22 protein-coding genes, 3 pseudogenes and 1 other annotated feature are annotated in these 24370 nt (G+C 37.3%); of the genes and pseudogenes, 4 read left to right on the forward strand and 21 right to left on the reverse strand.

The genetic code is table 11. The features are described 5' to 3' along the window. From FKX92_RS04705 to FKX92_RS04730, 6 genes are all read right to left on the reverse strand, one after another. On the reverse strand, positions 1-231 hold the full coding sequence (locus tag FKX92_RS04705; RefSeq protein ID WP_002910015.1) for an AbrB/MazE/SpoVT family DNA-binding domain-containing protein: 231 nt from the start codon (positions 229-231) through the stop codon (positions 1-3). 179 nt (positions 232-410) lie between these two features. Beyond that, positions 411-1418, reverse strand: a complete 1008-nt coding sequence (trpX, locus tag FKX92_RS04710) for a tryptophan ABC transporter substrate-binding protein (RefSeq protein WP_125410316.1) — start codon at positions 1416-1418, stop codon at positions 411-413. Between the two features lie 123 nt (positions 1419-1541). Next, positions 1542-1775 (reverse strand) — a binding site (T-box leader). Between the two features lie 65 nt (positions 1776-1840). Further along, complete coding sequence (locus tag FKX92_RS04715) at positions 1841-3025, reverse strand: ABC transporter permease subunit (protein ID WP_125410315.1); 1185 nt, start codon at positions 3023-3025, stop codon at positions 1841-1843. Then, positions 3009-3893 (reverse strand): ABC transporter ATP-binding protein, encoded by an 885-nt coding sequence (locus FKX92_RS04720; protein ID WP_125410314.1) that lies wholly within the window; start codon positions 3891-3893, stop codon positions 3009-3011. The genes FKX92_RS04715 and FKX92_RS04720 overlap by 17 nt, the downstream gene beginning before the upstream one ends. Beyond that, the gene (locus FKX92_RS04725; protein WP_125348494.1) at positions 3877-4626 is read right to left on the reverse strand and encodes a beta-carotene 15,15'-monooxygenase; all 750 of its coding nucleotides are present in this window, start codon (positions 4624-4626) and stop codon (positions 3877-3879) included. The genes FKX92_RS04720 and FKX92_RS04725 overlap by 17 nt, the downstream gene beginning before the upstream one ends. After that, a complete protein-coding gene (locus tag FKX92_RS04730; RefSeq protein ID WP_149565677.1) occupies positions 4607-5167 on the reverse strand; it encodes an RNA polymerase sigma factor in 561 nt (186 codons plus the stop codon). Before FKX92_RS04730 ends, FKX92_RS04725 begins: the two co-directional genes overlap by 20 nt. Before the next feature lie 158 nt (positions 5168-5325). On the opposite strand from FKX92_RS04730, the gene fbpA reads away from it, so the two are divergent. After that, entirely contained in the window at positions 5326-6975 is a 1650-nt protein-coding gene (gene fbpA / locus FKX92_RS04735; protein WP_125410312.1) for an Rqc2 family fibronectin-binding protein FbpA, read from the forward strand. A 273-nt stretch (positions 6976-7248) separates the two neighbouring features. Here fbpA and FKX92_RS04740 read toward each other — a convergent pair whose 3' ends face one another. The 4 genes from FKX92_RS04740 to FKX92_RS04760 form a co-directional block, all read right to left on the reverse strand. After that, on the reverse strand, positions 7249-8466 hold the full coding sequence (locus FKX92_RS04740; protein WP_001291561.1) for a tyrosine-type recombinase/integrase: 1218 nt from the start codon (positions 8464-8466) through the stop codon (positions 7249-7251). A gap of 81 nt (positions 8467-8547) precedes the next feature. Then, complete coding sequence (locus tag FKX92_RS04745) at positions 8548-8751, reverse strand: excisionase (protein WP_000814511.1); 204 nt, start codon at positions 8749-8751, stop codon at positions 8548-8550. A 460-nt stretch (positions 8752-9211) separates the two neighbouring features. Continuing rightward, a complete protein-coding gene (locus FKX92_RS04755) occupies positions 9212-9442 on the reverse strand; it encodes a helix-turn-helix domain-containing protein (protein ID WP_000857133.1) in 231 nt (76 codons plus the stop codon). Beyond that, complete coding sequence (locus tag FKX92_RS04760) at positions 9439-9861, reverse strand: sigma-70 family RNA polymerase sigma factor (RefSeq protein ID WP_000804885.1); 423 nt, start codon at positions 9859-9861, stop codon at positions 9439-9441. The genes FKX92_RS04755 and FKX92_RS04760 overlap by 4 nt, the downstream gene beginning before the upstream one ends. 504 nt (positions 9862-10365) lie before the next feature. On the opposite strand from FKX92_RS04760, the pseudogene FKX92_RS12085 reads away from it, so the two are divergent. Both FKX92_RS12085 and FKX92_RS04770 read left to right on the forward strand, forming a co-directional pair. Beyond that, a pseudogene (locus FKX92_RS12085) lies at positions 10366-10431 on the forward strand (XRE family transcriptional regulator); the annotation flags it as partial. After that, positions 10429-10713, forward strand: a pseudogene (locus FKX92_RS04770) (transposase); the annotation flags it as partial. The pseudogenes FKX92_RS12085 and FKX92_RS04770, both read left to right, overlap by 3 nt. A 129-nt stretch (positions 10714-10842) precedes the next feature. Here the strand turns inward: FKX92_RS04770 and FKX92_RS04775 are convergent. The 11 genes and pseudogenes from FKX92_RS04775 to FKX92_RS04830 form a co-directional block, all read right to left on the reverse strand. Continuing rightward, the gene (locus tag FKX92_RS04775; protein ID WP_001028144.1) at positions 10843-12282 is read right to left on the reverse strand and encodes a bifunctional aminoglycoside N-acetyltransferase AAC(6')-Ie/aminoglycoside O-phosphotransferase APH(2'')-Ia; all 1440 of its coding nucleotides are present in this window, start codon (positions 12280-12282) and stop codon (positions 10843-10845) included. Further along, a complete protein-coding gene (locus FKX92_RS04780; RefSeq protein ID WP_425281629.1) occupies positions 12283-12405 on the reverse strand; it encodes a GNAT family N-acetyltransferase in 123 nt (40 codons plus the stop codon). Positions 12406-12629: 224 nt separating this feature from the next. Next, positions 12630-14549: a tetracycline resistance ribosomal protection protein Tet(M) gene (gene tet(M), locus FKX92_RS04790; RefSeq protein ID WP_050219862.1), complete on the reverse strand. Its 1920-nt coding sequence runs from the start codon at positions 14547-14549 to the stop codon at positions 12630-12632. A 15-nt stretch (positions 14550-14564) separates the two neighbouring features. Continuing rightward, positions 14565-14612 (reverse strand): annotated as a pseudogene (locus FKX92_RS12220) (hypothetical protein); the annotation flags it as partial. Between the two features lie 313 nt (positions 14613-14925). After that, complete coding sequence (locus tag FKX92_RS04800; RefSeq protein WP_001224318.1) at positions 14926-15858, reverse strand: conjugal transfer protein; 933 nt, start codon at positions 15856-15858, stop codon at positions 14926-14928. Next, positions 15855-16856, reverse strand: coding sequence for a bifunctional lytic transglycosylase/C40 family peptidase (locus FKX92_RS04805; RefSeq protein WP_000769868.1), 1002 nt, complete (start codon positions 16854-16856; stop codon positions 15855-15857). The genes FKX92_RS04800 and FKX92_RS04805 overlap by 4 nt, the downstream gene beginning before the upstream one ends. After that, a complete protein-coding gene (locus FKX92_RS04810; protein WP_000804748.1) occupies positions 16853-19030 on the reverse strand; it encodes a CD3337/EF1877 family mobilome membrane protein in 2178 nt (725 codons plus the stop codon). Before FKX92_RS04810 ends, FKX92_RS04805 begins: the two co-directional genes overlap by 4 nt. A gap of 2 nt (positions 19031-19032) precedes the next feature. After that, positions 19033-21480: a conjugal transfer ATPase TcpF gene (gene tcpF, locus FKX92_RS04815; protein ID WP_000331160.1), complete on the reverse strand. Its 2448-nt coding sequence runs from the start codon at positions 21478-21480 to the stop codon at positions 19033-19035. After that, positions 21464-21856 carry a conjugal transfer protein gene (locus tag FKX92_RS04820; protein WP_000723888.1) on the reverse strand — a complete coding sequence of 131 codons (393 nt, stop codon included), beginning with the start codon at positions 21854-21856 and terminating at the stop codon, positions 21464-21466. Before FKX92_RS04820 ends, tcpF begins: the two co-directional genes overlap by 17 nt. 88 nt (positions 21857-21944) lie before the next feature. After that, on the reverse strand, positions 21945-22442 hold the full coding sequence (locus FKX92_RS04825) for an antirestriction protein ArdA (RefSeq protein ID WP_000342539.1): 498 nt from the start codon (positions 22440-22442) through the stop codon (positions 21945-21947). Between the two features lie 116 nt (positions 22443-22558). Next, positions 22559-22780 (reverse strand): hypothetical protein, encoded by a 222-nt coding sequence (locus FKX92_RS04830; protein ID WP_001009056.1) that lies wholly within the window; start codon positions 22778-22780, stop codon positions 22559-22561. A 179-nt stretch (positions 22781-22959) separates the two neighbouring features. Here FKX92_RS04830 and FKX92_RS04835 point away from each other — a divergent pair, with 179 nt between their 5' ends. After that, positions 22960-24207, forward strand: coding sequence for an ISL3 family transposase (locus FKX92_RS04835; protein WP_000019067.1), 1248 nt, complete (start codon positions 22960-22962; stop codon positions 24205-24207). Positions 24208-24370 lie beyond the last annotated feature (163 nt).

Below are 24370 nucleotides of genomic sequence, written 5' to 3' on the forward strand. Positions count from 1 at the left end.
TTATAAATCACTTTTTGAATTCTTATCTCCATTGAAGGTCTGATTAAATAGATCTTCATAGAGCTCGTAACGCTGGATGGCAATGCCTTGCTGGGCATCTGCAAAGAGGACCAGAGCATCCCCAGGTTGAATTTCAAACATATCTCTCACTTCTTTGGGAATGACAATCTGCCCCTTGGGACCAACCTTGACCGATCCCATATAGCGGTTTTTTTGAATATCTTCTTCCATTCTTTCTTGACTAACTCCCTTTCCGCTTCTATCTCTTCGTAAAATCTACTGGAGCAAACTGCACTTCATTTGCTCTTCTCATTCACTTGAGCTAATTCTATTATACAACTGCGAGAAAGGTTTTACAAGAAGAGACTATCAAGAAAAAGAAGCCTGTCAAACAACAGACTTCTTTCTTTTTATTTGATAACCTGGCCAGCTTCTTTGAGGACATCTTCTGGTACAGTAATGCCAAGTTCTTTGGCATTTTTGGTATTGATTACAGATTTACCTGTATCGAAAATATCTACTGCAGTGTCAGCAGGTTTGGCACCTTTAAGAACTTTAGCTGCCATTTTTCCAGTCGCAACACCTAGGTCATACTGGTCTACAACGACAGAGGCAAGGCCTCCTTCTTCTACCATGGCTGTCGCACTTGGATAAATCGGCTTCTTAGCTTCTTTATTGCTGGACACAACTGTCGCAAAAGCTGATGCAATGGTATTGTCAATTGGAATCCATATAGCATCAACCTTGCCAGTCATGACATTCATGGTTGAAGCAATTTCATTGGTTGAAGGAACAGAGTATTCCTCTACCTTGTAGCCTGCCTCTTCAGCTAATTTTTTGAACTCTTCCACTTGAGTTTTAGAGTTGTCTTCGCTGCTAGAGTAGAGCGCACCGATAGTCTTGACATCTGGGGTCAATTTTTTAATCAGCTCTAGCTGTTGCTTAGCTGGATTGCGGTCAGAGACACCAGTAATATTGCCCCCTGGCTTGTCCAGATTTTTCACTAGGTTTGCTCCGACTGGATCTGTGATAGCTCCCATGACAATAGGCTTGTCCTTAGTAGCTGCAGCCAGTCCTTGTGCAGATGGAGTCGCAATCCCAATCAGCACATCATTGTCATTGGAGACCAGCTGCTTGCTCATAGTAGAAACCTTACTCTGATCGCCCTCAGCATTCATAAAGTCAATCTTAATCTTGTCGCCTTTATAGCCTTCCTCAGCCAGACCATCCTGGATCCCTTTGTAAATCAAATCCAGCGAAGGGTGGCTGACATACTGCAGCACGCCTACCTTGACTGTTTGACTGTCACTGTTAGTCTTCGTGGTGTTACCTTTGCTGTTCAAGCTGGAATAGACAATCCCACCGATTGCCAAAACGGCCAAAAGGCCTAAGATAGTTACTAATCGTTTATTTTTCATGTTCTTTCTCCATTTCTATGTTTTATATTTTCTATTAATCCCTAGGGACGCCATCGTTTAAACATAGGCAATTCTCCTTATTTTTTTATAATAAGCAACAAAAAACCTCACACAGGTACTCTGTGTGAGGGCGAAAATCGCGGTGCCACCTCAATTATGGAAAATAGCTAATATTCCCCATGTCTCTATCTTGTCATCAAACAAGCTGCACTGTAAGGTGTGCCCACCGAATTCTTATTGTTTCAAATTCATTTTATCCATTAGCCCAATTTCGTAAAGATTTGCTGCTCATTTCCACCAACCACAAGCTCGCTAAAAACAAATACATCTACTACTTTTCCAATTTCCTATATTTTAAGTTTTTCCTGAAAGGATGTCAAGACCTTTTTGAAAATTTTTATAAAATGTTCAGATTTGACTACTCAAGCAAATTTCCAATTTTTAGCATGGAAATAAGATATTATCTTCAATGCAAAAGCCAAACCGATTAGAAAACTAAAAACGAAGAGACTATTTATGATAAAATCTTGAAAAAAATATTCCTTATTCGAAGCAAACAGTCCTAATAGTTTTCCCACTGACTGCTGATTGATTGGAAAAAGATAAAGTAGTTTTTGAGCAAGTCCTTCTCGAAAAATCTGAGCTAAAAAATAAGGCAACAAATAAAGACTAATAGAAAATGACAAGACAGACAAAGGAGAGTTCAGCAGAGAGGACATCAATAATGTTACTCCCGCTGTAAAAAGAAGCCCTGTAAATTGTAAGCACAAAAACCAAAAGTAAACTTGTAGATGATTCCACTCCAATGGAAAACTGAATAACCCCAAATCTAAGTTAGTCTGAATACTAGAACTCCATCCACTAGTATCATACATACTAGAAAATACAAAATAAGTGACCATTTGGAAAACTATAAATAGTACAATAGTCAAGAGAAAAGCCACTCCAATCTTGGCTTTTATTAGTCTATCGCGTCCATATTTAGTTGTCAGCAATACTTGATTCATATTTTTTGCCTTATCGTCTGAAAAAATCAGAGAACAAACTAAAATGACTAGAACAGAAACTAAAATGGAAACATTTCCCTGAACTTTATATAAATCAAGCCAAGGAGCATAATTACCAATTTTTAGAGGTTTACCAAACTCTTTAAAACCAAGGTCTTTAATGCTGCGTACTTCTATGTCTTCAATCGTCAGCATTTTTCCTTTTTTCACACGCTCCATCTGTTTTTCATAAAGATGACGAGCATCTTTGACGAATACGTTGCTTATCTGTTCTGTAAAGAGATAAAATGGGTGAAAAAGCCAAGGTTCTCCTTTTTCTTTCCAACTTCCATCATCAGAAAGTTCTCTCTCTTGAAATTTTTTGAGATCGTCTGCTATAATCCCTCGAATTTTATCATCTGTAAACTCCCCTCTATAACTCTGTTCAATATCTTTGGAATAGCCATGTGCAACATTATCTCTCGCTGCAAATTGATACTGAGAATAATGATAGCCTATGAAAAAAATACCAGCAAGTAGAAATAAACTTGCAACTAAACTTCCCAAAATCGTTTTGTTCTTTAAAATTTTTTGAAATTCAAATCTAGTAAGTGTCTTCATCCTGCATCTCCTCTCTAAAATAATAGAGATACAAATCTTCTAAAGTTGGGCTAACCAAGGAAGCCTTCGAGATTGGAGCTTGTTCAGAAACAATTCTCATCACGATATGTTGACCATCCTGGCGGCGATTGCTCACAAGAAAAGTCTCTTCTAATTTATTAGCCTCACATTCTGTTACTTCACATTCCCAAACCTTGTCAGATATTTCAGAAACTAATTGATTAACCGTTCCTCTATCTCGTAAACGCCCATTTTTTAAAATCAAAATTTCGTCAGCGATACTTTCGACATCTGATACAATATGGGTCGATAAAAGAATGATTTTTTCCTTTGATAAACTACTTAATAACTTTCGGAATTTAACCCGTTCTTTAGGATCTAGTCCAACTGTTGGCTCATCTAACACAAGGACTTGAGGATCGTTTAAGAGAGCTTGTGCAATTCCTAATCTCTGCTTCATTCCACCAGAAAGTTTTCTAATTTTTTTATTTTTGATAGCAGATAAGCCAACCAACTCTAATAATTCATCGCTTGTTGTAGAAGCATTTTTTCGACTCAACCCTTTTAAAGAGGCAATATAGAGTAGAAAATTTCTAGCAGTAAAGTCTCGATAATATCGAAAATCCTGAGGTAAAAAACCTAAAATATCTCTAAAATTTTCTGCTTGATTAACTATATTCTTTCCGTTAAAGAAAACAGCTCCCTGAGTAGGCTTCATGAGACCACAAATAATCCGAAAAAGCGTCGTCTTTCCTGATCCATTCGAACCTAAAAGTCCGTAAAGTCCTGGTTTTAATGAAATGGAAACATAATCTAATACCAACTTGTTTCCATATTCTTTTTTAATGTTTTTAAGAGTGAGTTCCATTCCACATTCCTCCTGCTGTCAATTTTTTTAATTGTTTAAAGAACAAAAGTGCGAGAATCAAAAGAGACATTAAATAAGTTAGGAACCAATATATAACAGCCATACGATAAGGATTGAATAGATTCAAAGCTACAAATAGAATTGAAAGAGCCATACCCAAAACGAACCATGCACTACGATGATTGCCAGAATTTCTCCAACGAGAGAGAGAATAAAACAAAACAATACAAACAATATTATAGGGGACTAACAAATACAGTAACATACTAAAAAAAGAAAATCTGAAGAGTAAGTTTGTTAATATAGAAAAACTCAGAACAATCAGAAAATCAATGAAGCCAAAAATAAAGAGTTTCACTAATACATGCTGGCGTAAATCGTACTTGAAAGTTTGCTCTAATTCCCACATTCCAGATGTAAAACTTTTAAATAATTCTTCCATAAAGAAAAGTAGAGAGATTATTAGCAATCCTGTCAAATTTTTTATTAGAGTATAAACGAGACCGAGCGGATTGTTTAATATAACTAATAAACTGATTCCTAATACTGCGAACTGAATCAACCAAGTTTTTAAACTAATAAACCGAATAGTAAAAAGAGCGAATTCCAGATAAGAAATCCTCTTTTTCTGACTTTTCAGATGAGCAACACCGAGTAAAAGAATCTCTTTTTTTCTAGATTCATCAACTTCTAATTGATAATTTTTTAAACGTTCAATAACTTTTTTCGTCATAAGTAAATGCCTCTTTATCTAAGAACTTTGATAGTTTTACAAGCCCTTGATGAATTCGGGACTGTGCAGTTGGAACACCTACATCTGTAATCTTTGCTATATCCTTAACCTTTAAATCATGGTAATATCTCAAAATAATAGCCTCTCTTTGCGGATTTGACAACTGATTTAAGGCGTGTTGAATTACCTTATTTTCTTCGTTAACTACTAAATTTCTCATACCATCACTTTCGTGAGAAGATAAAACACTTTCGTTGAATTCAACTTTTTCTATTTCTTTCTTTTTATAATAGTTATTGCAATGATGAACAGCAATTGTGAAGAGATAATTGTAAAATTTCCCTGTAAAACGATAGTTTTTGATATTTTCTATCACTTTAAGAAAAATATCTTGCGTCAAATCTGCTGCTAACTGGACATTACCATAACATCTGCGTACACAGTAAAAATAGATAGAGTGATAATACTTCTCAATCACCCTTTCCCACGCATTTTGGTCTCCATTTTTTATCTTTTGAATTAAAATATAATCTTCAAACATTCTAGCTCCATCTATATTTAAATTCCTTCTCACTACTATATTAACAATTTTTATATAAAAATCATTTAATTTATTTAAAAATTTTTTTCAAAAAATTTAGAAGCTTTTAGCTTGGTTTTTTGTTATAATTTTCTGTAGCAACTTTCAAGGAGAAAAGCATGTCTTTCGACGGATTTTTTTTACACCACATGACAGAGGAGCTGCGCCGCGAATTGCTGGGCGGCCGCATTCAGAAAATTAATCAGCCCTTTGAACAGGAGCTAGTTTTACAGATTCGCAGCAACCGTAAAAGCCACAAGCTGCTCCTATCAGCCCACCCGGTCTTTGGGCGCGTCCAGCTGACAGATACCACTTTTGAAAATCCAGCTGTTCCCAATACCTTTATCATGGTGATGCGCAAATACCTGCAAGGCGCCGTCATTGAATCAATCCAGCAAGTAGAGAATGACCGGATTTTGGAAATCAGTGTCTCCAATAAGAACGAAATCGGCGACAGCGTGGCTGTGACTCTGGTCATCGAAATCATGGGCAAGCATAGCAATATCATTCTCTTGGACAAGGCTAGCGGTAAGATTATTGAAGCCATTAAACACGTCGGATTTTCGCAAAATAGCTATCGAACTATCCTGCCGGGCTCAACCTATGTCGCACCGCCTCAGACAGGCAGCCTCAACCCTTTCACTGTGGGCGACGAAAAGCTCTTTGAAATACTTCATACTGAAGACTTAGAGTCCAAACGCCTGCAGCAGATTTTTCAGGGATTGGGCCGAGATACGGCTACTGAGCTCAGTGGCCGTCTGACAGCTGACAAGCTCAAAACTTTCCGTGCATTTTTTGCCAGTCCGACTCGGCCAAACCTGACCGAAAAATCCTTCTCTGCTCTGCTATTTTCCGACAGCAAGACCCAAATGTCCACGCTATCCGAGCTTTTAGATACTTTCTATAAGGACAAGGCTGAGCGCGATCGGGTCAACCAGCAGGCCAGCGAGCTCATCCGCCGAGTAGAAAATGAGTTGGAAAAGAACCGAAAAAAACTGGTCAAGCAAGAGGAAGAACTTCTAGCAACGGAGAATGCAGAGGAATTCCGTCAAAAAGGGGAGCTCTTAACTACCTTTCTCCATCAGGTACCTAACGATCAGGACCAGGTTGAGTTGGATAATTACTATACAGGTGAGAAGATTATTATCTCGCTTGACAAGGCCCTAACCCCCAACCAAAATGCCCAGCGCTATTTCAAACGTTACCAGAAGCTCAAGGAAGCCGTCAAACATCTGACCAGCTTGATTGAGGAGACTCGGGCTACGATTCTCTACCTAGAGAGCGTGGAAACTGCCCTTGCTCAGGCCAGCCTGACTGAAATTGCAGAAATTCGGGAGGAACTAATCCAGACTGGCTTTATCCGCCGACGCCAAAGAGAGAAAATCCAGAAAAGACAGAAACCGGAGAAATATTTGGCAACAGATGGCCAAACTATTATCCTAGTTGGACGCAATAATCTACAAAATGACGAGCTGACGTTTAAGATGGCCAAGAAGGACGAGCTTTGGTTTCACGCCAAGGATATTCCAGGTAGTCATGTGGTGATTACTGGTAACCTCCAACCTAGCGATGAAGTCAAGACAGACGCTGCCGAGTTAGCAGCCTACTTCTCCAAGGCCAGACTCTCTAATCTGGTCCAAGTAGATATGATTGAGACTAGAAAACTCAACAAACCAACCGGTGGTAAGCCAGGGTTTGTCACCTATACGGGCCAGAAAACCCTGCGCGTCACACCAGACGAAGAGAAAATTAAAAGCATGAAAATGTAGAATTACCCTTTTTAACTATGAAACAGACTTAGGAGCAGGACAGTCATTAGCTAGCTGAAACTTTCTATTCTTTCTATTAATTCCAACAATTTTTTGTTAAAACAAAGTATAAATTTCTAATTATCTTTTTATATTTTCTTAAATGCTCGTAAAGCCTTATTCTATGTGCTTTCGAGTATTTTTACTGTAGGAAGATACTTCACGTTTCTTTGCATATTTCCTCATGTCTTAGCTGTCAGAAGTGGTAAATAAGTAGTAAATTCATTTGTACTACTAAGCAACAAGACGCTCCTGTTGCTTCTCTTTATTCAAGCGTTTCATTTCTGCCATTGCAGAATCGAATGTTGCATGTGCGTAATAGTTCAGCGTCATGGCTATATTAGCATGTCCCATAATGTACTGTAATGCCTTTGGATTCATTCCTGCATTTGCATAGTTGGTACAGAATGTATGTCGCAAACTATGTGGAGTGATGTGTGGCAATTTATCCTCGTTATACTTATTGTATTTCTTAACAAGACCTTTCATCATGCCGTTGTAATCACTTGCCACTTTTGGATAGTTCTTTCTATTAAGAAAGAGGAAATCACTATATCCATCAATCTCAACACGCTTATCATTCTTTCGATTCGCTAACACTCGCTTAAATGCTTGATAGGCTTCTTCAACCATAGGAACTTGACGTTCGCCACTTTTGGTCTTTGGTGTTTCAATGTAGTACCCAATTTCAGTATCTCTCAATAGCTGATGGTCTATATTGACAAGACGATTCTCAAAATCTAAATCTGGAAGTGTCAAACCACCAAACTCTGAAATACGAAGACCTGTTTTTAAGAGTATCAGAATTTCATCATAATTTTTGCTGTAGGTTTTATCAGCTTTTGCAAAGGCTAACAGTTTTTCTTCCTGTTCTTCTGTTAGTACGGTCTTAGGGACAGTATCATCATCAAGAACTGCTTTCAGTTGAAAGTCAAATGGATTCTTCCGAACACAATCATCTTGTATAGCAATATAGAATGAAGCCTTTAAAGAACGTTTGTAGTTATTGATGGTTTGATAAGCATAACCATTTTCACTCATTCTAATAGCCCATTCTTTAGCGTCTGATGGCTTAATACTGTCAATACTTCTTACACCTAACTTGTCTTTCTTCAAAATATCCATAAGATATTTGCGTCCAGTTTCAGTGTTTTTTCTAACCTTTGGTCTTTGAGCGTTCTGTTTTGCGTAAAGCTGGCAGAGTGTCATTTTCTTTCCTACAACATCAATACCATCATGAATGTCTTTCTGTAACTCTGCGATTTTCTCTCTAAGTGAGATACAATCACGCTTTCCTGCTGGTACTCGGTCTGTAGCCACAAGTTTCCACGAGTAAACAAATTGCGGTTCTCCAAATGAATCTATATATTTGTATAAGTATCTTCCGTCTTTTCGTTGGCTCTCTCCAGTCTTTAAGATTCGACCTTTATTGTCACGTCTTTTTTCTGACATGGCATTTGCTCCTTTCCTTTATGGAAAGAGCCTTGATACGACTTAATACTATTTTATCATATACAAGACCCTTTGGCGACGCTAGATTGCGTCCAATGTATCTATAATTTTTTCAAATTGTTTTCGTTTAATCTGAATACGATTGCCATTCATAATCAGCCAATTTGCATTTTTATTTTCCTCTGCCAAGCGTCGTAGCTTGTTTTCGCCAATACGAAAATATTTTGACGCTTCTTCAATGGTTAGGGTATAACGTTCCCAAATAGGAATGTCAGTCTGCTTCATAAAATCCTCCTTTCCAAATCACTTATTTGGATTTCATAAAAGTTGTTTTACCAGCAATCGAACAGCTTTAGCAAAGCTCACGGGAGTTCCACCCCTGCATGGTTCTCATGTAGCCATACTCATTGCCTGCGACGGTTTTATCACGCTCGGACTATTGACTGTATGGGAGTATCATTATCACGATAAGAATGTCGTTGCAGGCAATCCTGCTAAAGATTGCTTCTCAGATCACTAACATGAATCGCTCGCTATCTTTATAAGATAGGTCATGGCGGTTAGTTCCGTTGGCTCTTTTCTTATCGAAACGTATTCGATTACTTTTATTCAGTTTTCAAAGAACAATGGCTCGTTAGCCTATCAAAACACATTGAAAGCTCAATATGCTTTGGTGGAATAACAAACCTCCCTGTTCGGGAAGCGTGGAATGGTTTAGCACGCTTCCACGAAAGGAGAGAGGATATTACTTAATTTCAAATGACAAAATCTTTGTAATCAGTCTGGTTTCCATTCTTCCACGTAAGACTTCATCAACGACCATACTTTGATTGCCATATTCATCTTTCATAAGTCGTAGGGAACGCTTCGTTATGTACCCTCTGTAATGATGTAGAATCTGGTTAATCGCTTCGGTATCGCCATCTGTTGCCTTTACAATGAGAGGAAAGGGAATCATAGGATATTGTGTTTTCATTCTTCAAATTCCTCCATAAACTTTTTAATTAAGGCTAGTCCACTGGTTCTATGCCGATAGACAGTAGAACGGTTCAATTTCAACAGGTCTGCAATTTCTGAATCGCTCATGTCCATAAAGTAAAACAGCAGTAGAATTTCACGTTTCTTGTCTGGCAACTCACGTAATGCTTCACTCAACAAATCATTTTCAACGCCTACTGATAACCCATTGAGTGTAAAAATCTGAAAGTCAGTTGAATAGTTATCTGTTGTCGCAAACTGGCTAACAAGATAATCGCCAACATCCGAAAAGGACACCTCACGCTTTGCAATCCTTGAAAGATAAAGCATATAATTCTTTCGCTCGTCTTCCATAGCACGTTTACAGATATAGTCAAACTGATTTTCTATTGTGGTCTGAAAAGAAGATGGTTTCATGTTTCTCACCCCCTTTCTGTCTAGGAAAGGAAGTGAGCCTTGCTCGTTTATCTCCTTTCACTCTTAGTTCCAATGTGAAAGGGGGATTTGTTGCATTACTGATAAATAAACTTTGTAAAAAAGTTCTGAATAGCCAAAAAAGCATATAAACAGATTTATTTCTCTGTTTACATGCTTCTGTTATTCTATCTATATGATTTATAAAACCACATTGGTGGACGTACTTATCTATTGCAGATAGACGACTTTTTTTGACAAGAACCCAATGTAAGGAAATTTATTGTATATGATGTACTTCATGGCGACGTTGACCTCCAACAAACCGCCATTTGGAAGTAATATACAATATTTTAACAGCGTAAATAGCACTACCATATAACGGTTTTTTTTATTGGCGTTTAGTAGTGCTTTTTATTAAATATAAACCTATAAACCATATAACACGTTTTTCTATACCTGTTTTTAATTCAGTAGGAACAATAAAATGTATAGAGGTGGTCTACTATGCGTAAAAAAGAAGATAAATATGATTTTAGAGCCTTTGGTTTAGCCATTAAAGAAGCTCGATTGATTCATGATTATATCGATCAACCAAAATATTCAAAAGCTTGCGCATCATTGGATGATGGATTCGAAGACGCCTTTCAATATACCGTACAAGGAAATTCCCACAATCGACTAAAGAGTACCAATCTAATTGAACGACTGAATCAAGAAGTACGCAGAAGAGAAAAGATTATTCGCATCTTCCCCAATCAAACATCAGCCAATCGCTTAATTGGAGCCGTTCTTATGGACCTACATGATGAATGGATTTATTCTTCAAGAAAATACATCAATTTTGATAAGTAGAAATGGTAAAAACATTGTATAGCATTTTACACAGGAGTCTGGACTTGACTCACTTCCTTTATTATTTTTCATTTTTTTAAACTATTTAATACTAATGTCTTTTATAATAGCTTTTCATATATTATATAATCAATCTTTATAAGTCCTTTTATAAATTTCTTTTCTACCATTTTCGATAAATTCCTGTTTAATATTTTTAATTCCATAAACAATAGTTTCAATAGGATAATATTCTTCAACTATATCTTGATATTCTTTTGCTTTCTCAATATCTATATTTCCATACATTCTTAATATATCTTCTCCAAAATTTGTTCCTATTTCTTCTTCACTATCTTCAAGTAAGTATATAAAATCACAATATTCATCTATAATTCCAGAATCTCCAAAATCAATTATTCCAGTTAATCTATTATTGCCATCTAACAATAGATGATTACAACTAAAATCATTATGGCATAAACACTTTTTACCCTCAAAAACTGTTGTTGCATTTAGTCTTTCCATAAAACTTTCTATATAATCTTTTTCTATATCAGTTAAATCATTATAAATAGTTTCACGCAACAATATATACTCTTCTAATACATTTTGTTTATTATCAATAGTACATTCACTAATATCTGTATAATCTAAACCGTGCATTTGTCTTAAAAAACTGGCAATATCTCGTTTTAACAAATTTTGTTCTTCTTCTGACATAGTAGAATAAATTTCTGGTGTTAAAAAAGTTCCTTTAATTTCTTTATAACCTAGTATAGATAATTCATCACTAATATACGAATATTCAATATTAGGAATTTTTACATTAGTTTCTAAATTTGTATTTAAAAAATTATATATTGCTTTTTCTTTTGCATAACCTTTTTTCTTATTAGTACTAAATTTTGTTTTAAAAATGTATTCATTATTAACTAAATATGCCACACTATCATAACCACTACCGATTATTTCAATACTATCTACTTTGAAATTATCAAAGTAATGCTCAATTAAATATTTCATTGCCTTAACATTTGTGGCATTATCATCATATCTATATTCCATTAAATAACAATCTTCTTTTTTGCCCTCGTGTAATTCATGTTCTGGCAAATCTTCAATAATTCTAAAACCAGATTTTTGGTATGCCCTTATTGCTCTTGGATTATTTTTATGAGGGTCTAAAATAACTGCATTAGCATTTCTTTCTTTTTTCAAAAATTCAAAAATCAATTTAATATATCTTGTACCAATTCCTTTACTCCAATAATTTGGCTCTCCTATAAATTGATCCATACCATAGACTATCTCATCAGTTTTTGGATAATGATAATCAGTATATAACTCATCATACATTTTATATATTTGTCCATATCCAATAGGAACATTGTTATATTCAATAATTACTCTAAAAACTTCATCTTCCCAAGGCTCTGTATAATGTTTTTTTAATGATTCTAATGTATATTTTTTATCTCTACCACCATAAAATTCTAATACTCTTTCATCAGTTAACCATTTTAACATCAAAGGAAAATCATCATCTATTAAAGTTCTTATACATATTTCATTTTCAACTATATTCATTTATTTATCACCTTTTTCATAATCATATACATATACTATTTCATCTTTATAATCATTTTTACCACCTAATTTTTCATATACATGGCAAGCTCTAGGATTACCTTTATCAGTTATTAAAAACATTTCAGAACAACCAATCTCTTTAGAATATTCAATAATGCTTTGAATCTCTTCGCTTTTCAGTGTAAAATGTACTTGGGTCATGTAAAAGTCCTCCTGGGTATGTTTTTGTCGTTAAAAACATTGTACCGTAAAAGGACTGTTATATGGCCTTTTTACTTTTACACAATTATACGGACTTTATCTATTTAACAAGAAACCATATTTATATAACAACATAAAATACACTAAGTTATTTTATTGAACATATATCGTACTTTATCTATCCGACTATTTGGACGACGGGGCTGGCAAACAGGTTCACCGGTAGTAACATGGTACCCTTTTAACTCTGTTAAACAAACACTACGTCCATTTGTAAAGAAAGTTAAATCACTACGATATTCTTGAATACACCGAGCAGGGATTTCTCCACTAAGAATGACCTCATTATTTTTCAATTGAGTGTCTACGATGTTCGCACAATATTTAGGAGCATCGTTGTATGCTCGTGAAAGATATTCCTGTGGCGCATAAATTTTAAAACTAAGATATGGCTCTAACAATTCTGTTCCAGCTTTTTTTAAGACTTGTTCCAATACAATAGGAGCAAGCATCCGAAAATCTGCTGGGGTACTAACAGGGCTATAGTATAAGCCATACTTAAAACAGATTTTACAGTCCGTCACATTCCAACCATACAATCCTTGTTCACAGCCATAGCGTATCCCCTCCATAACTGCATTTTGAAACGATTGATTTAAGTATCCAAGAGAAACCGAGCTCTCATACTGTACTCCGCTCCCTAATGGAAGCTGTGCTACAGATAGACCAATGGAAGCCCAGAAAGGATTCGGTGGAACTTCGATGTGAATGGTATACTCTGCTTTTTTTAACGGTCTTTCCATATAAATGACTGTAGGCTCTTTTATTTCTATCTCCACATGATACTTTTCTTGCAGCAGAGCACAAGTCACTTCCATTTGTACTTTCCCTAAGAAAGAAAGTATGATTTCATGTGTCGCAGAATCCACATAATATCGCAGAAGCGGGTCACTGTCGGAGATTTCTAAAAGTGCATCAAGTAACATTTCCCTTTGTTGAGGTTTGCTCGGTTCAACAGTCGTTTGCAGCAGAGGGAGGGGATTTTCAATTCTCTCTCTCTGTGGCAATAGCTTTGTATCTCCAAGAACACTATTTAACTTCAAAAACTCATTCTGCAAAATAACAATTTCCCCGGAATAAGCCTTATCGATTTTACATAATTCACCATTTATTGAAGTATACATTTCTGTAATTTTTATTTTTTCCTTTTCCGATATTCTAACCGAATCTCGCAAATGCAGTACGCCACTATAAAGACGTATATATGCAAGACGCTGTCTTTTTTCCGAATACTCAATTTTGAAAACTTTTCCGCAAAGTTCAGACTGACCTCGATGTGTTGATGAATAAAATTTATTCGTAATCACTTCTATAAGGTTATCAATCCCTATATTGTTTTTTGCACTTCCGTGATAAACAGGGAACAGGGAACAATTATGAAATCTTATGCTTTCCTCTTGTTCGAGTTCTAATGCTTCCAATAATTTCCCAGACGTATATTTCTCCAAAAGGTAATCATTTCCTTCTATTACCATATCCCATTGTTCAGATTCGGTAAAGTTCATTACACGCATATTAGGATGCAGTTCTACCTTCTGTTTGATTACAATTTCGGCAGAAAGTTTCTCTTTAATATCCTGATAAACCGTTGATAAATCAATTCCATTTTGGTCAATCTTATTGATAAAAAAGATTGTGGGAATCCCCATTTTCCTAAGTGCATGAAATAATATACGAGTTTGTGCTTGTACGCCATCTTTTGCAGAAATCAGTAGAATTGCCCCATCTAAAACTGATAATGAACGATATACTTCTGCTAAGAAATCCATATGTCCTGGCGTGTCTATGATGTTCACCTTCGTATTTTCCCACTGAAAAGAGGTTATTCCTGTCTGAATTGTAATTCCTCTCTGACGTTCTAAAAGCGTATTATCCGTCCTCGTTGTACCTTTGTCCACGCTTCCTAATTCTGTAATCGCTCCACTGTTATATAATAAGCTTTCTGTTAAGGTAGTTTTTCCTGCATCAACATGAGCTAAAACTCCAATATTAATAATTTTCATGTGATTTTCCTCCATTCAAAAACCCAAAAGGGCATAAAAATCCCAGTGATAAATACTTTTATCACTGGGATTTTTATGCATAACCATAGGCATACAAAGCATACAGATATTCTCCGGATACTTTAGAATCACATGATAAAGGTATTCTTAAACTGGGTACAAAAAACTAAGCCCTCCTAAAAAAGGACATCCAATTATTTGTTCCCACTATCAAATTGACAGTTTATTTAAGAATACCTTGCCGCATATTTATTAACTCCTTTTAAATAGATACTTAAATAATAGCACGTAAGAGCATATTTGTAAAGGAATCTCCAATTTTTTATCAAAGAGAGTACGTGATTACAAAATAGCTGTAATAATGTACCAATATTTGTTATTCTATAATCTTCCAATTACTCCCGTTCTTTTCAAGTACCAAATCAAATTGAGATACCTGCGTTGCTTTGGTCTGCTGGTCGATATACTCCACTGTCAGCGATACCGTGACTTGATTATCCTTACGATTGTGAATAGGATTTACCAGTTCTTGAAAGATGTACTCTTTTCCGATTGGTTTTAATATCCCGTCATTCACATAGTAGGAAAGTTCACTGGCTGTCGCTGTAGGATAGAGCTTGAAGAACGTCGTTAAAAACTCATTGATTTCATTGGTTGTAATGGAATCAACCGTCCCCTCACTTTCAATGGCTTTTGGTTTATAACTTGATTTCTTAGGTATGTTGGTAATGGTCGGATTCTTAACCAGTACCATATTTCCAGAACCATCTACATAGACACTCACTATATAAGCAGAGTGGACGGTCTTTGTATTTTCTCCCTCTGTAATGAGCTGGTCTACACTGTAGGTTACATTAAACTCATTGTCGCCAGTTGGCTCTACCGTCCATATCTGAAATCCTCTTACAGAAGACGATACAGGAATATCTTTGCGTACTGTATCAACATTGAGAGCTTGAAGTTCATCTGTCAGATAGCCTTTTAGACTTTCCATTCGATTATCAATGGACTTATCGGATTGCTCCCATGAATAGTAGACTTTCGCAAAGTTCTCTACAAAATTTTCTACATGATGAGTATCAACGTATTCCTTTTCTATGATAGTTGTTTCGTGAATAGTATGAGTATCTATAGCTGTAAAGTGCTTGAATATCGCAAAGCTGAAACTAAGCCCTAAAAGTACCCACAAGGCAATCACAACCTTTTTATGAGGATTGACCTTATAGACACGAGGTTTCTTTTCCTTTGGTATCTGTTTTTCTTTATTCTGATTTTTTCTAAATTTCATCATTAAATCTTCCTTTCTCATTGTTTGATTCGTCCTGCTCCCACTAAATGCTGTTGCCAGTAGGGGCTTGTTAAGTCGGCATAACCGATTGGGTCGCCTGCATGAAACATACGGTTATTGCCAAGGTATATCCCAACATGAGTAATATAAGAGCCAGCGTTATAGGTAGAATGAAAGAAAACCAAATCGCCAGCTTGTGCTTCCGATAGTGGGATATGCTGGGTCACATCATATTGCTGTTGTGCGGTTCGTGGTAAGTTAATTCCAGCTTTTCCATACGTCCATTGTGTCAGTCCGCTACAATCAAAAGAAGTAGTCGGGGAAGCTCCACCGTAAACGTATCGCCAGCCCTCATATTTCAGTGCTTCGTCCATGATGGCTTGTACCGTATCATCATCAAACTCTGTTGTGACAAGATACTGCGTTACCAGTTGCACATAAAACATATTGCCATAGTTGTATCGCCAGCCCCCATTGATAGGTATGGCTATGGGATTGGGGTAAGACACTTTTTCGCCACCTGAATACTCTTTTGAGAAACTTTGAGCCAGTTCAAAGGTATATTTATTTCCACGATTAGCCACATACCCTAAGAAACCACCACCATAATTGTAGGACTGGATAACCGATTCTAAATCTACACTGAGCCTTTCGCTACTGGCTAATAATTCACTGAAATACTTCACACCTTGCTTAATGGATTCTTCTGTACTCAATGAATTAGGTGGAAGACCGAGGGATTCCGAGGACTGCATAACATCTTCCGCAGTACCGCCCGATTCCACCTGTATAATCGCAAGAAGTATGTTGACATATTCTTCAACGCCATATTCTTTGGCATATTTTTCTACCATAGGCTTATGAGCCAGCACTTCTGCGGAAACATTCACACCTCCATAATGAATATTGGAAATTCCGCTGTCCTGTTCATCTGAAAATAAAATGGCAACAAACAGAAGCAGTGAGAAGACCATCAAGAATAATCCAGAACCACCAATCACTAAAGTTTTCAACTTCATGGTTTCTTACCGACTTTCTTAATGGTGGCGGTTTTGATTGGTGGTCTACTTCTTGTATTTTGTAGTGGTACTCTTTGAACAGTAGACGGACGTTCTTTTGTGATTGGACGTTGTGAAGTTCTATCTGCTGTAGTGGTTGAAGTTGCTGGCTTTTGAACGGTTTTTTCTTGAACGGTATTGCCTTGGCGTTCCACTTTTGGACTTGAAAAATCGGACTTAACTGCTGGACGCTCTTGTTTGGCTTGTTGAGATTCCTTATATGAAGTCTGAATATTAGACTGTTTTGAGGTCTGTTCATCATGATATTGTTCTTGTCTTGTAGTCGGTCTTTCATGAACAGAAGAAGCAGGCTGTTTTTTCTGTTTGACCTGTTCCATTTCAGAGCGACGCTTCGCAATGGTTTTTCGCCTTTGTTCCTGCTGTTCCTTGCGTCCACTGGCTCTGTCCGCTTTGGTTTGAGAAATACTACTGGTTAAATCACGGACATTCTCTTTTACTTTGGATTTTCCTTGATATACTGCATATCTTGCATTGGTCGGCAAATCTTTAACCTGTTCTTTCAAACCACTAGCAGTGTCTACCATTCTGTCTTTGGTATCAGCTACTGTACCGATGGTTTGACCGATACGTTTTCCAAGTGTTGATTTTTCCTTTCCGTCTGGTCGGGAGTGATCTGCTTGTGTCCTTGCAGAACTCCCCGAACCCGACTGTCCTTTTTTACCTGTAACAATGGCAGACCCAGCCCCTAGAGTAGTCATGGAACGTCCAAGTTTCCGCTGTAGACGGTGCATGTGAGCGTGCATAAGCATACGAGGTTTTCTCATCACACGACTTCCCACACTTTGAGAATCGTTACTCTGTAGAGAAAACATACTCATTAAATCGCCCAGCTTGAAGTAGATTCCTGCAAAGGTCACAATCTGTAGAAAAGCAATCAAAAAGAACGGATAACCAGCCGATAAGGTATAGAGCATGGTTGAAATACTAAATGCTGTCGTAATAATCAATGTGATTCCAGCTCGTGTCAAAATGGTATTAAAGAGCTTTGTTATGGCTCGTTTTGACATACCATCAAATGATGGAATCATGCTTAAAATAAAGCTCACAGGCAGAAACATAGCATAGATGATAAAAAGTACCTGCGAGAAAATCATGATTCCTGTTAATAGGAATACAAATATGGAAATCCCAATATTGAAGACAAATAGGAAGAAGACTGTACCTAAACGGTTAATGGTCTTTGTAATGGTTAGATTGGTATTGCTTCTGTCTTCAATTTCTTCCGCAACAATTTTTTCTCTGTCTTCGCCATTGTTGGAATCTGGGCTGGTGGAGAGCAGGCTTTCCACACGGTCAATACCGATACTTTCAATGTCTGAACTGTTGTATTGAAGCAGTAGCCACGGTTGCTGAACCTGTATGGAAAACAGGCTATCTCTGATTAAGTCCACGCTGTCCTTGCCTTGACTATCGGAATGGGGCATGACAATCTTCGTGCCAAGTGATAAACTGGCATTACTGATGTCTGATGAAAAGTCATTGATTTTTTTAATGTAGTCGGGAGCGTAGGCAATAAAGGAAGCCGATAGGATAAACACCAGCACAAAATTCATAATGGCATGAATTGCCTTTGTGGTTTCTCTCTTTATCAGTCCCGTATAGGCAACATAAACCCCAAGAACCAAAATCAAGAGTAAGAGGAATCCAACATAGAAACCCTCTGTTGAAAATCCGTTTGCACTCACACCAGCTAAGGTCTGCATATTCTTACCAATGGAATCTGCTGTAGCGGAAATGAAGTCTAAGGAATAGGCTTCCTGTACTAAGTAACCTGTCGCATTGGAAACATACAAACTGATTGTCCAAATAAAATTGGTAATGGCATATAGTCCATACATGACCTGTTTTCCAATCCCGTCCGACCAGTTCCACGGAAGCCAGCCCCAGCTATTATCCACATAAAAATCCAGTTGATAGTTTTCAAGTGGGTATCGGCTGTATTCATTTGCCACATTGACCGTATCATCTACCAAGCCCGCAGCTTGAACCACCGTTCCCAGCATGGCTAAAAGAAAAATGGCAATCACAAGTGTGAAAGCCACTGTCATTGCCACTTTACCTAGACGTTTCAGCGTCCAGTTTGATTTTATTCTGTTTACTATTGATGGTTTCACATTTACACCTCTTTTCGCACAGGTGGTCTGGTATCAAAGGCATGGAGCAGTTCTTCAAATACAGGGTGGAACTGTATCACACCGACACGACCATATAAATCACTGATAAGGCATTGCCCGTTTTCCAAATCACGCAATCGCTTCTGATTGTTTTCGTCCTCTGGGTCTACACCAAAAAAGGCTAAGGTCTTTTTAATCTCGTTAAGGTCAGTGGAACGAAATGCAAATTTTAAGCCGAGGTTATTTTTCAGTTTTTCATCTAAGAGGTCGTCTGTATTTTGGGTCACGAAATATACCCCAGCGTTCATAGCACGACCAGCCCGAACCAGCTTCATAGATAGTGTTTTTCCTTGTGCTACCTGTAAAAAGCTCCATGCTTCGTCTAAATCTACAATCTTGAAAATGCTTCGGTCTGTATGGATAAAGTCTAAAGCAAAGGTACTAATGACAATCAGCATAGCAACGGATAAAAGCTCCATAGTGGTATATTCCTCAAAGGAAGTTTCCTTGTCGGGAAGTACCAAGTCCGCAACCTGTATAATGTTCAGTTGTTTTTCTAAGCTGATAGACTGCTCCACATAACCATTACTGAATAATAAATGTGCAAAGTCATAGTCTGTAAAACTTTCGATATGGTCGGCTATACTGGTACTTAGTGGCGTATTCTCAACCCGTAATTCCTCAATCACTTTCATCAACCCTCGTACTTCACTATTGGTTACTGCACGAATGGCTTTTCTAAGGATTGGGAAGCGTTCCCCATCACGAGAGGAAATCCCCGTAAGGAATGTCAGAATATCAATAGCCAGTGATTCAGAATCTTTGGGATTTTTCATAATCACATAAGGGTCAAGTAAGCCTTTGTTTTTCTCATCAGAAGTCAGAGTGACGATATTGATTTCATGGGAAATCTCTGGCAAGGTTTCTTTCCATCTGCCACGTTCTGCTTTTGGGTCTACAATCACTGCTTGTGCCCCATAAAGCACCGCATAATAGACGATAAGGTTATTCGCAAAGGATTTACCACCACCCAGCGAACCAACAAAAGCCGACGCTAACGCATTGGTTACTGAACCCTTAACCCCTTGACTGGCAAGAGCAGGTTTCAGATAGACATTGCGTCCAGTATCTAAGCTGTAGCCAACATAAATCCCCTCATTTTCCCCCAGCATTTGAGTAGCACCAAAACCTAAACCAGCGAGGAAATCAGAGGTCACGTATTGAATATAATCATTCATATAACGCTTGCTGGCAGGTAAAAATTCTTCATGTAAGCCGAGCATATCCCCAAATGGTCGTACCAGTTTTACGCTTAAATCGTCATAAAAATCTTTCACTTCATTACAACGACGTTTGAGTTCGTCAAGATCATTTGCTGATACCCTTACCACATAAGACAGCTTGTACATAGATTCCTTGCTTTGGTCTAAATTGGTTTCCAGCTCATTCACACTTTCCAGAGCTTCCGCCACATTGGAGCTGGTTTCATTATCACTTTGCCAAGCGTGGTTATCCAAGTCTTTCAGTTCTTTCTTTTTATTGCGGACAGTAGATAGGGCTTTACGATTCGCTACAATTTCCACATTCATTGACGTATCAATCGGGAATGTAAATTGCTGTTGCTGGTAGTAGAAGATTTCAGAGGACGGGAAGTCCAGTTCTCCGACAATGCTGTTAATGGTAAAGTAAGCTACATAGACGGTTTCATCTTCCTGCTGGATTTTCAAATATCGCTGTTTTTCTTCCACCAAACAGCGAGTAGGCTTAATCAAGTCATAGTATTTAATCAGCGTTTCATTATCCAGCTTTTTCTTTGATAGATGGTACTCATACTCTTCATAGGCAGTGCCTGTCTGTCCGTAAAGGTGTTCAATCAGATAGCCGAAGTCGTCCTTATCTAACCTGCGGATTTTGAAACGACGAGAGATTTTATTTTCTAAGAGCTTTTCCATCTTCTGAAAACGCAGGATTTCATCATTACTCATACTAACAAAATCGCCCATCAGCTTATGGTTCACATCATAGACAAAATCAGACAAAGCATTTTTTGCTTCAACGGTAAGACTTTTCATAGAAAACTCCTGATCGTTGAGAAGCAACTTAAAGCCGATAAAGAAACGGTAGTTCACTTGATTTTCGCCAATCATGGATATTAAAGCGTCTGTCTGTTGGTCGATTTTGTCATAGGCAACCGCTTTGAGCTTGCCAGTGACTTCATTTTTGGAACGCTCTTGTGCAGAACGTATGCTGGATTCTGTACTGATTTGTAAAGCATGAATTTTGCCATCACGATTTTGTGCGATAAGCTGTCTGAAAGAATCATGCACTTGTATTTTCTGTTCTGGACTTAGAAATGAGTAATTGTAAGGAACAAGCTCATAGTAAGCATAACATTCCCCGTCTTTATTCCAGACGAGATTGTTTTCAATGTATTTAATTGGATATGCCATAAAATTCACTCCTAACTGCTGTAATGGCTTCTTGTGGCTGGTTTCTGCCAAGCGTTACTTTTTTTCCTGCATAGGTCAGCTTTGGTCGCAGTGCATAAGCAATGACAGACTTCAAAAATCCATAAGGCTTTTTACCATCAAAAGTTTTTGTAGACATAAACCATGTGAAAGCCACAGGAATCCCAAAGTATTTGAGAAATGCTCCCTCTATCATGGAAAGAGGGGGCAAGTTGCCAAGTATCATCACTGCAAAGAGTGACACGACAAACCATGTCATTTGCGTAAAGGTTATGGGAAACGGAAGTCTAAAATCATTGATAGAATACAGTACCTTTTCCACAGACCAGATACTGGTATAGCTTCGTATTTTCTTCATGTAATCAATCCTTTCATAAAAAATAGGGGTAGCTGATTGAGCCACCCCGTAAAATAGAAAATCTGCCAGTAGTAATGTACCGACAGATTTAATAGACGATTTCAAAAATCCCATGATTGGTTGAGATAAACGTTCCTGAAAGGTCTAAATCCCGACCATAGGCTTGATAATCAATATAGTTTTGAAGACTAGCTGGTACTTCGCCTAAAGCACCCGTTTCTTCAATGTAGTAGCGTGCCACGTCATACATATCATCACAATCGGAATGAATGATAATATCCTCTTGATGTTCGCTTAGTTCTTCAATGCTTGAAAAATGAGTGAGCAGAGCAGATAGCTCCGATTGTAATTCTTCGGGTAATTCCGATACCATTTCCCATAGTCGATTGAGTTCGCCAATGGAAGTGTATTCGTCAACCGTAAAGGGTAACTCGTAGTCATGAATGGCGTATTCCTCATATTCATCATTCAAGCCGATTTTCTCTTTGACTTCCTCAAAGTCAATGGGAAAGGTAAACCACGCACCGACCAATTCGCCCTCATTGTATTTGCCTAAATTCGCAATATAGACTTGCATATCGTCCATATATTCACGTCCTTTCTTTGTAGAGATTCAAAAATCCCTACCGCACTTCGTTTGGTGTACCATTCCTTTGCGGAACATAAGAAAACCACTTATATTCCACAAAAGAACGGTTTTATTTAAGCACCAATAATGCGATTGAATAGCTCTAGTAAAATGTCTTTTACTCCAGCAGCGTTGAAGACTAAGCCAACCGCAATAATCGCAATAATTAAAAAGCCAATCAGTTTGCTAAACTCACGCTTGAAGCCAAGATACAAGCCAATCACAACGATTGCTAAAAGCACCAGTGATTGAGCGTTTGATAGAAACCAGTTATAAAGGTTTTGTCCAAAATTCATAAAAATGTTCTCCTCTCTATATTCAATGAATTTGTATTTGAGTTATTTTTTTGGGGTATACACTTTCTGGTATGGATAGAGATTCCATGCCAGATTTTTTTATACAAAAAAGAGGACATTTGCTGTCCCCTCGTTATACAATCAATTCACCACAAAAATCATGAAAGAAGGTTAAACAAATGTCCCATAATGATTCTATCCTAAATATTCTTGGAATTAAAGATAAAAATATTAAAATTATTTCTGTTGAAGAAGCTGAACACAACAACGATTCTGTTAAAGAGTATATAACGCTAATAACAGCTACTCTTTCTTATCCGATTAATCGTTGTCGTAACTGTGGCTTTCCCACAGTTAATAAGGATGGCTTTCGCAAAACTCATGTACGACTGGCAAGTTTAAATGGGAGAAGATATGAACTAGAGCTTCGTAAACAACGCTATAAATGTAAATCATGCCATACTACTTTTGGTGCTATTACTAATTTAACCAAAGAAAATCAAACCTTATCCAGTGATCTCAAAAATCAAATCATGCTTTTAGCTCGTAAAGGCTTATCTGGTCAGCTTATTGCTGAAATGTGTCACTGCTCTCCTAGCAGTGTTCGTCGAACAATCTTAGAGCGCATGGAACCACACTATCGTGTGGCTAAGTTGCCTAAGCATCTATGTTTTGACGAGTTTCGTTCAATTAAGTCTGTGATGTCCTTTATCTGTTGTGACGCTGAAACCCACCAAATTGTCACAAAGTTACAGGATCGTCTATCACCTACCATTGTTGATTATTTTGAAAGTCGTTATTCAAAAGCCGAACGCGAATGCGTTCAATCAGTTGTAATTGATTTAAATGCTCAATATCAAAGTTTTATCTATCGCCTTTTCCCTAATGCCAATATCATTATTGATCGCTTCCACCTTGTACAATTAGCTGGTCGCGCTTTGGACAATTGTCGTATCTCTATCCTAAAGCAACTTGATAAACAGAGCCAAGAATATAAAATTATGAAGTCACATTGGAAGCTATTCCATAAAAAAGCTGAAGATCTTCACCCTGAAGAAGTAGTTTTTCTTCGCGGCGTTAAACAATATATGACTCGCCAAAATGCTGTTGATCTCATTACTAGTAAATTTTCCAAGTTCGCTGAAGTATACCAAACTTACCAAGATATCACGAAAGCCCTAAACGAGCGCAATAGTGAATTACTAGAGTCAACCATCTTAGACTACCAAAAAACCAATACAGAAATGGATACTGCTATTCAAACCCTTCGTCAAAACAGAAAATATGTCTTAAATAGCGCTAAATTTGAATACTCTAATGGTCCTTTAGAAGGCATCAATCGCAAAATCAAAACCCTAAAACGAACTTGTTATGGTTTTGCCAATCAAAAATTTTTCTTTTTAAGAATCGATTGTATTTTTTCGTAAAAAAATACCCCCTACATTTTCGTAGGAAGTATTTTTAGTCAACCATACCAGTTGACAGATATCCCACTTAGGACATTTTCCTACAAGGGGTCCCGAGCGCTTAGTGGGAATTTGTACCCCTTATCGATACAAATTCCCCGTAGGCGCTAGGGACCTCTTTAGC

The sequence above is a fragment of the Streptococcus sanguinis genome (assembly GCF_008329445.1).
In the GTDB taxonomy this organism is placed as follows: Bacteria; Bacillota; Bacilli; order Lactobacillales; family Streptococcaceae; genus Streptococcus; species Streptococcus sanguinis_O.

Bases quoted from the DNA above. Each gene is read 5' to 3' on its own strand.
- FKX92_RS04705 (WP_002910015.1), bottom strand. From the start codon at position 231: ATGGAAGAAGATATTCAAAAAAACCGCTATATGGGATCGGTCAAGGTT.
- trpX (WP_125410316.1), bottom strand. From the start codon at position 1,418: ATGAAAAATAAACGATTAGTAACTATCTTAGGCCTTTTGGCCGTTTTG.
- FKX92_RS04715 (WP_125410315.1), bottom strand. From the start codon at position 3,025: ATGAAGACACTTACTAGATTTGAATTTCAAAAAATTTTAAAGAACAAA.
- FKX92_RS04720 (WP_125410314.1), bottom strand. From the start codon at position 3,893: ATGGAACTCACTCTTAAAAACATTAAAAAAGAATATGGAAACAAGTTG.
- FKX92_RS04725 (WP_125348494.1), bottom strand. From the start codon at position 4,626: ATGACGAAAAAAGTTATTGAACGTTTAAAAAATTATCAATTAGAAGTT.
- FKX92_RS04730 (WP_149565677.1), bottom strand. From the start codon at position 5,167: ATGTTTGAAGATTATATTTTAATTCAAAAGATAAAAAATGGAGACCAA.
- fbpA (WP_125410312.1), top strand. From the start codon at position 5,326: ATGTCTTTCGACGGATTTTTTTTACACCACATGACAGAGGAGCTGCGC.
- FKX92_RS04740 (WP_001291561.1), bottom strand. From the start codon at position 8,466: ATGTCAGAAAAAAGACGTGACAATAAAGGTCGAATCTTAAAGACTGGA.
- FKX92_RS04745 (WP_000814511.1), bottom strand. From the start codon at position 8,751: ATGAAGCAGACTGACATTCCTATTTGGGAACGTTATACCCTAACCATT.
- FKX92_RS04755 (WP_000857133.1), bottom strand. From the start codon at position 9,442: ATGAAAACACAATATCCTATGATTCCCTTTCCTCTCATTGTAAAGGCA.
- FKX92_RS04760 (WP_000804885.1), bottom strand. From the start codon at position 9,861: ATGAAACCATCTTCTTTTCAGACCACAATAGAAAATCAGTTTGACTAT.
- FKX92_RS04775 (WP_001028144.1), bottom strand. From the start codon at position 12,282: ATGAATATAGTTGAAAATGAAATATGTATAAGAACTTTAATAGATGAT.
- FKX92_RS04780 (WP_425281629.1), bottom strand. From the start codon at position 12,405: ATGTTTTTAATAACTGATAAAGGTAATCCTAGAGCTTGCCATGTATAT.
- FKX92_RS04800 (WP_001224318.1), bottom strand. From the start codon at position 15,858: ATGAGAAAGGAAGATTTAATGATGAAATTTAGAAAAAATCAGAATAAA.
- FKX92_RS04805 (WP_000769868.1), bottom strand. From the start codon at position 16,856: ATGAAGTTGAAAACTTTAGTGATTGGTGGTTCTGGATTATTCTTGATG.
- tcpF (WP_000331160.1), bottom strand. From the start codon at position 21,480: ATGGCATATCCAATTAAATACATTGAAAACAATCTCGTCTGGAATAAA.
- FKX92_RS04820 (WP_000723888.1), bottom strand. From the start codon at position 21,856: ATGAAGAAAATACGAAGCTATACCAGTATCTGGTCTGTGGAAAAGGTA.
- FKX92_RS04825 (WP_000342539.1), bottom strand. From the start codon at position 22,442: ATGGACGATATGCAAGTCTATATTGCGAATTTAGGCAAATACAATGAG.
- FKX92_RS04830 (WP_001009056.1), bottom strand. From the start codon at position 22,780: ATGAATTTTGGACAAAACCTTTATAACTGGTTTCTATCAAACGCTCAA.
- FKX92_RS04835 (WP_000019067.1), top strand. From the start codon at position 22,960: ATGTCCCATAATGATTCTATCCTAAATATTCTTGGAATTAAAGATAAA.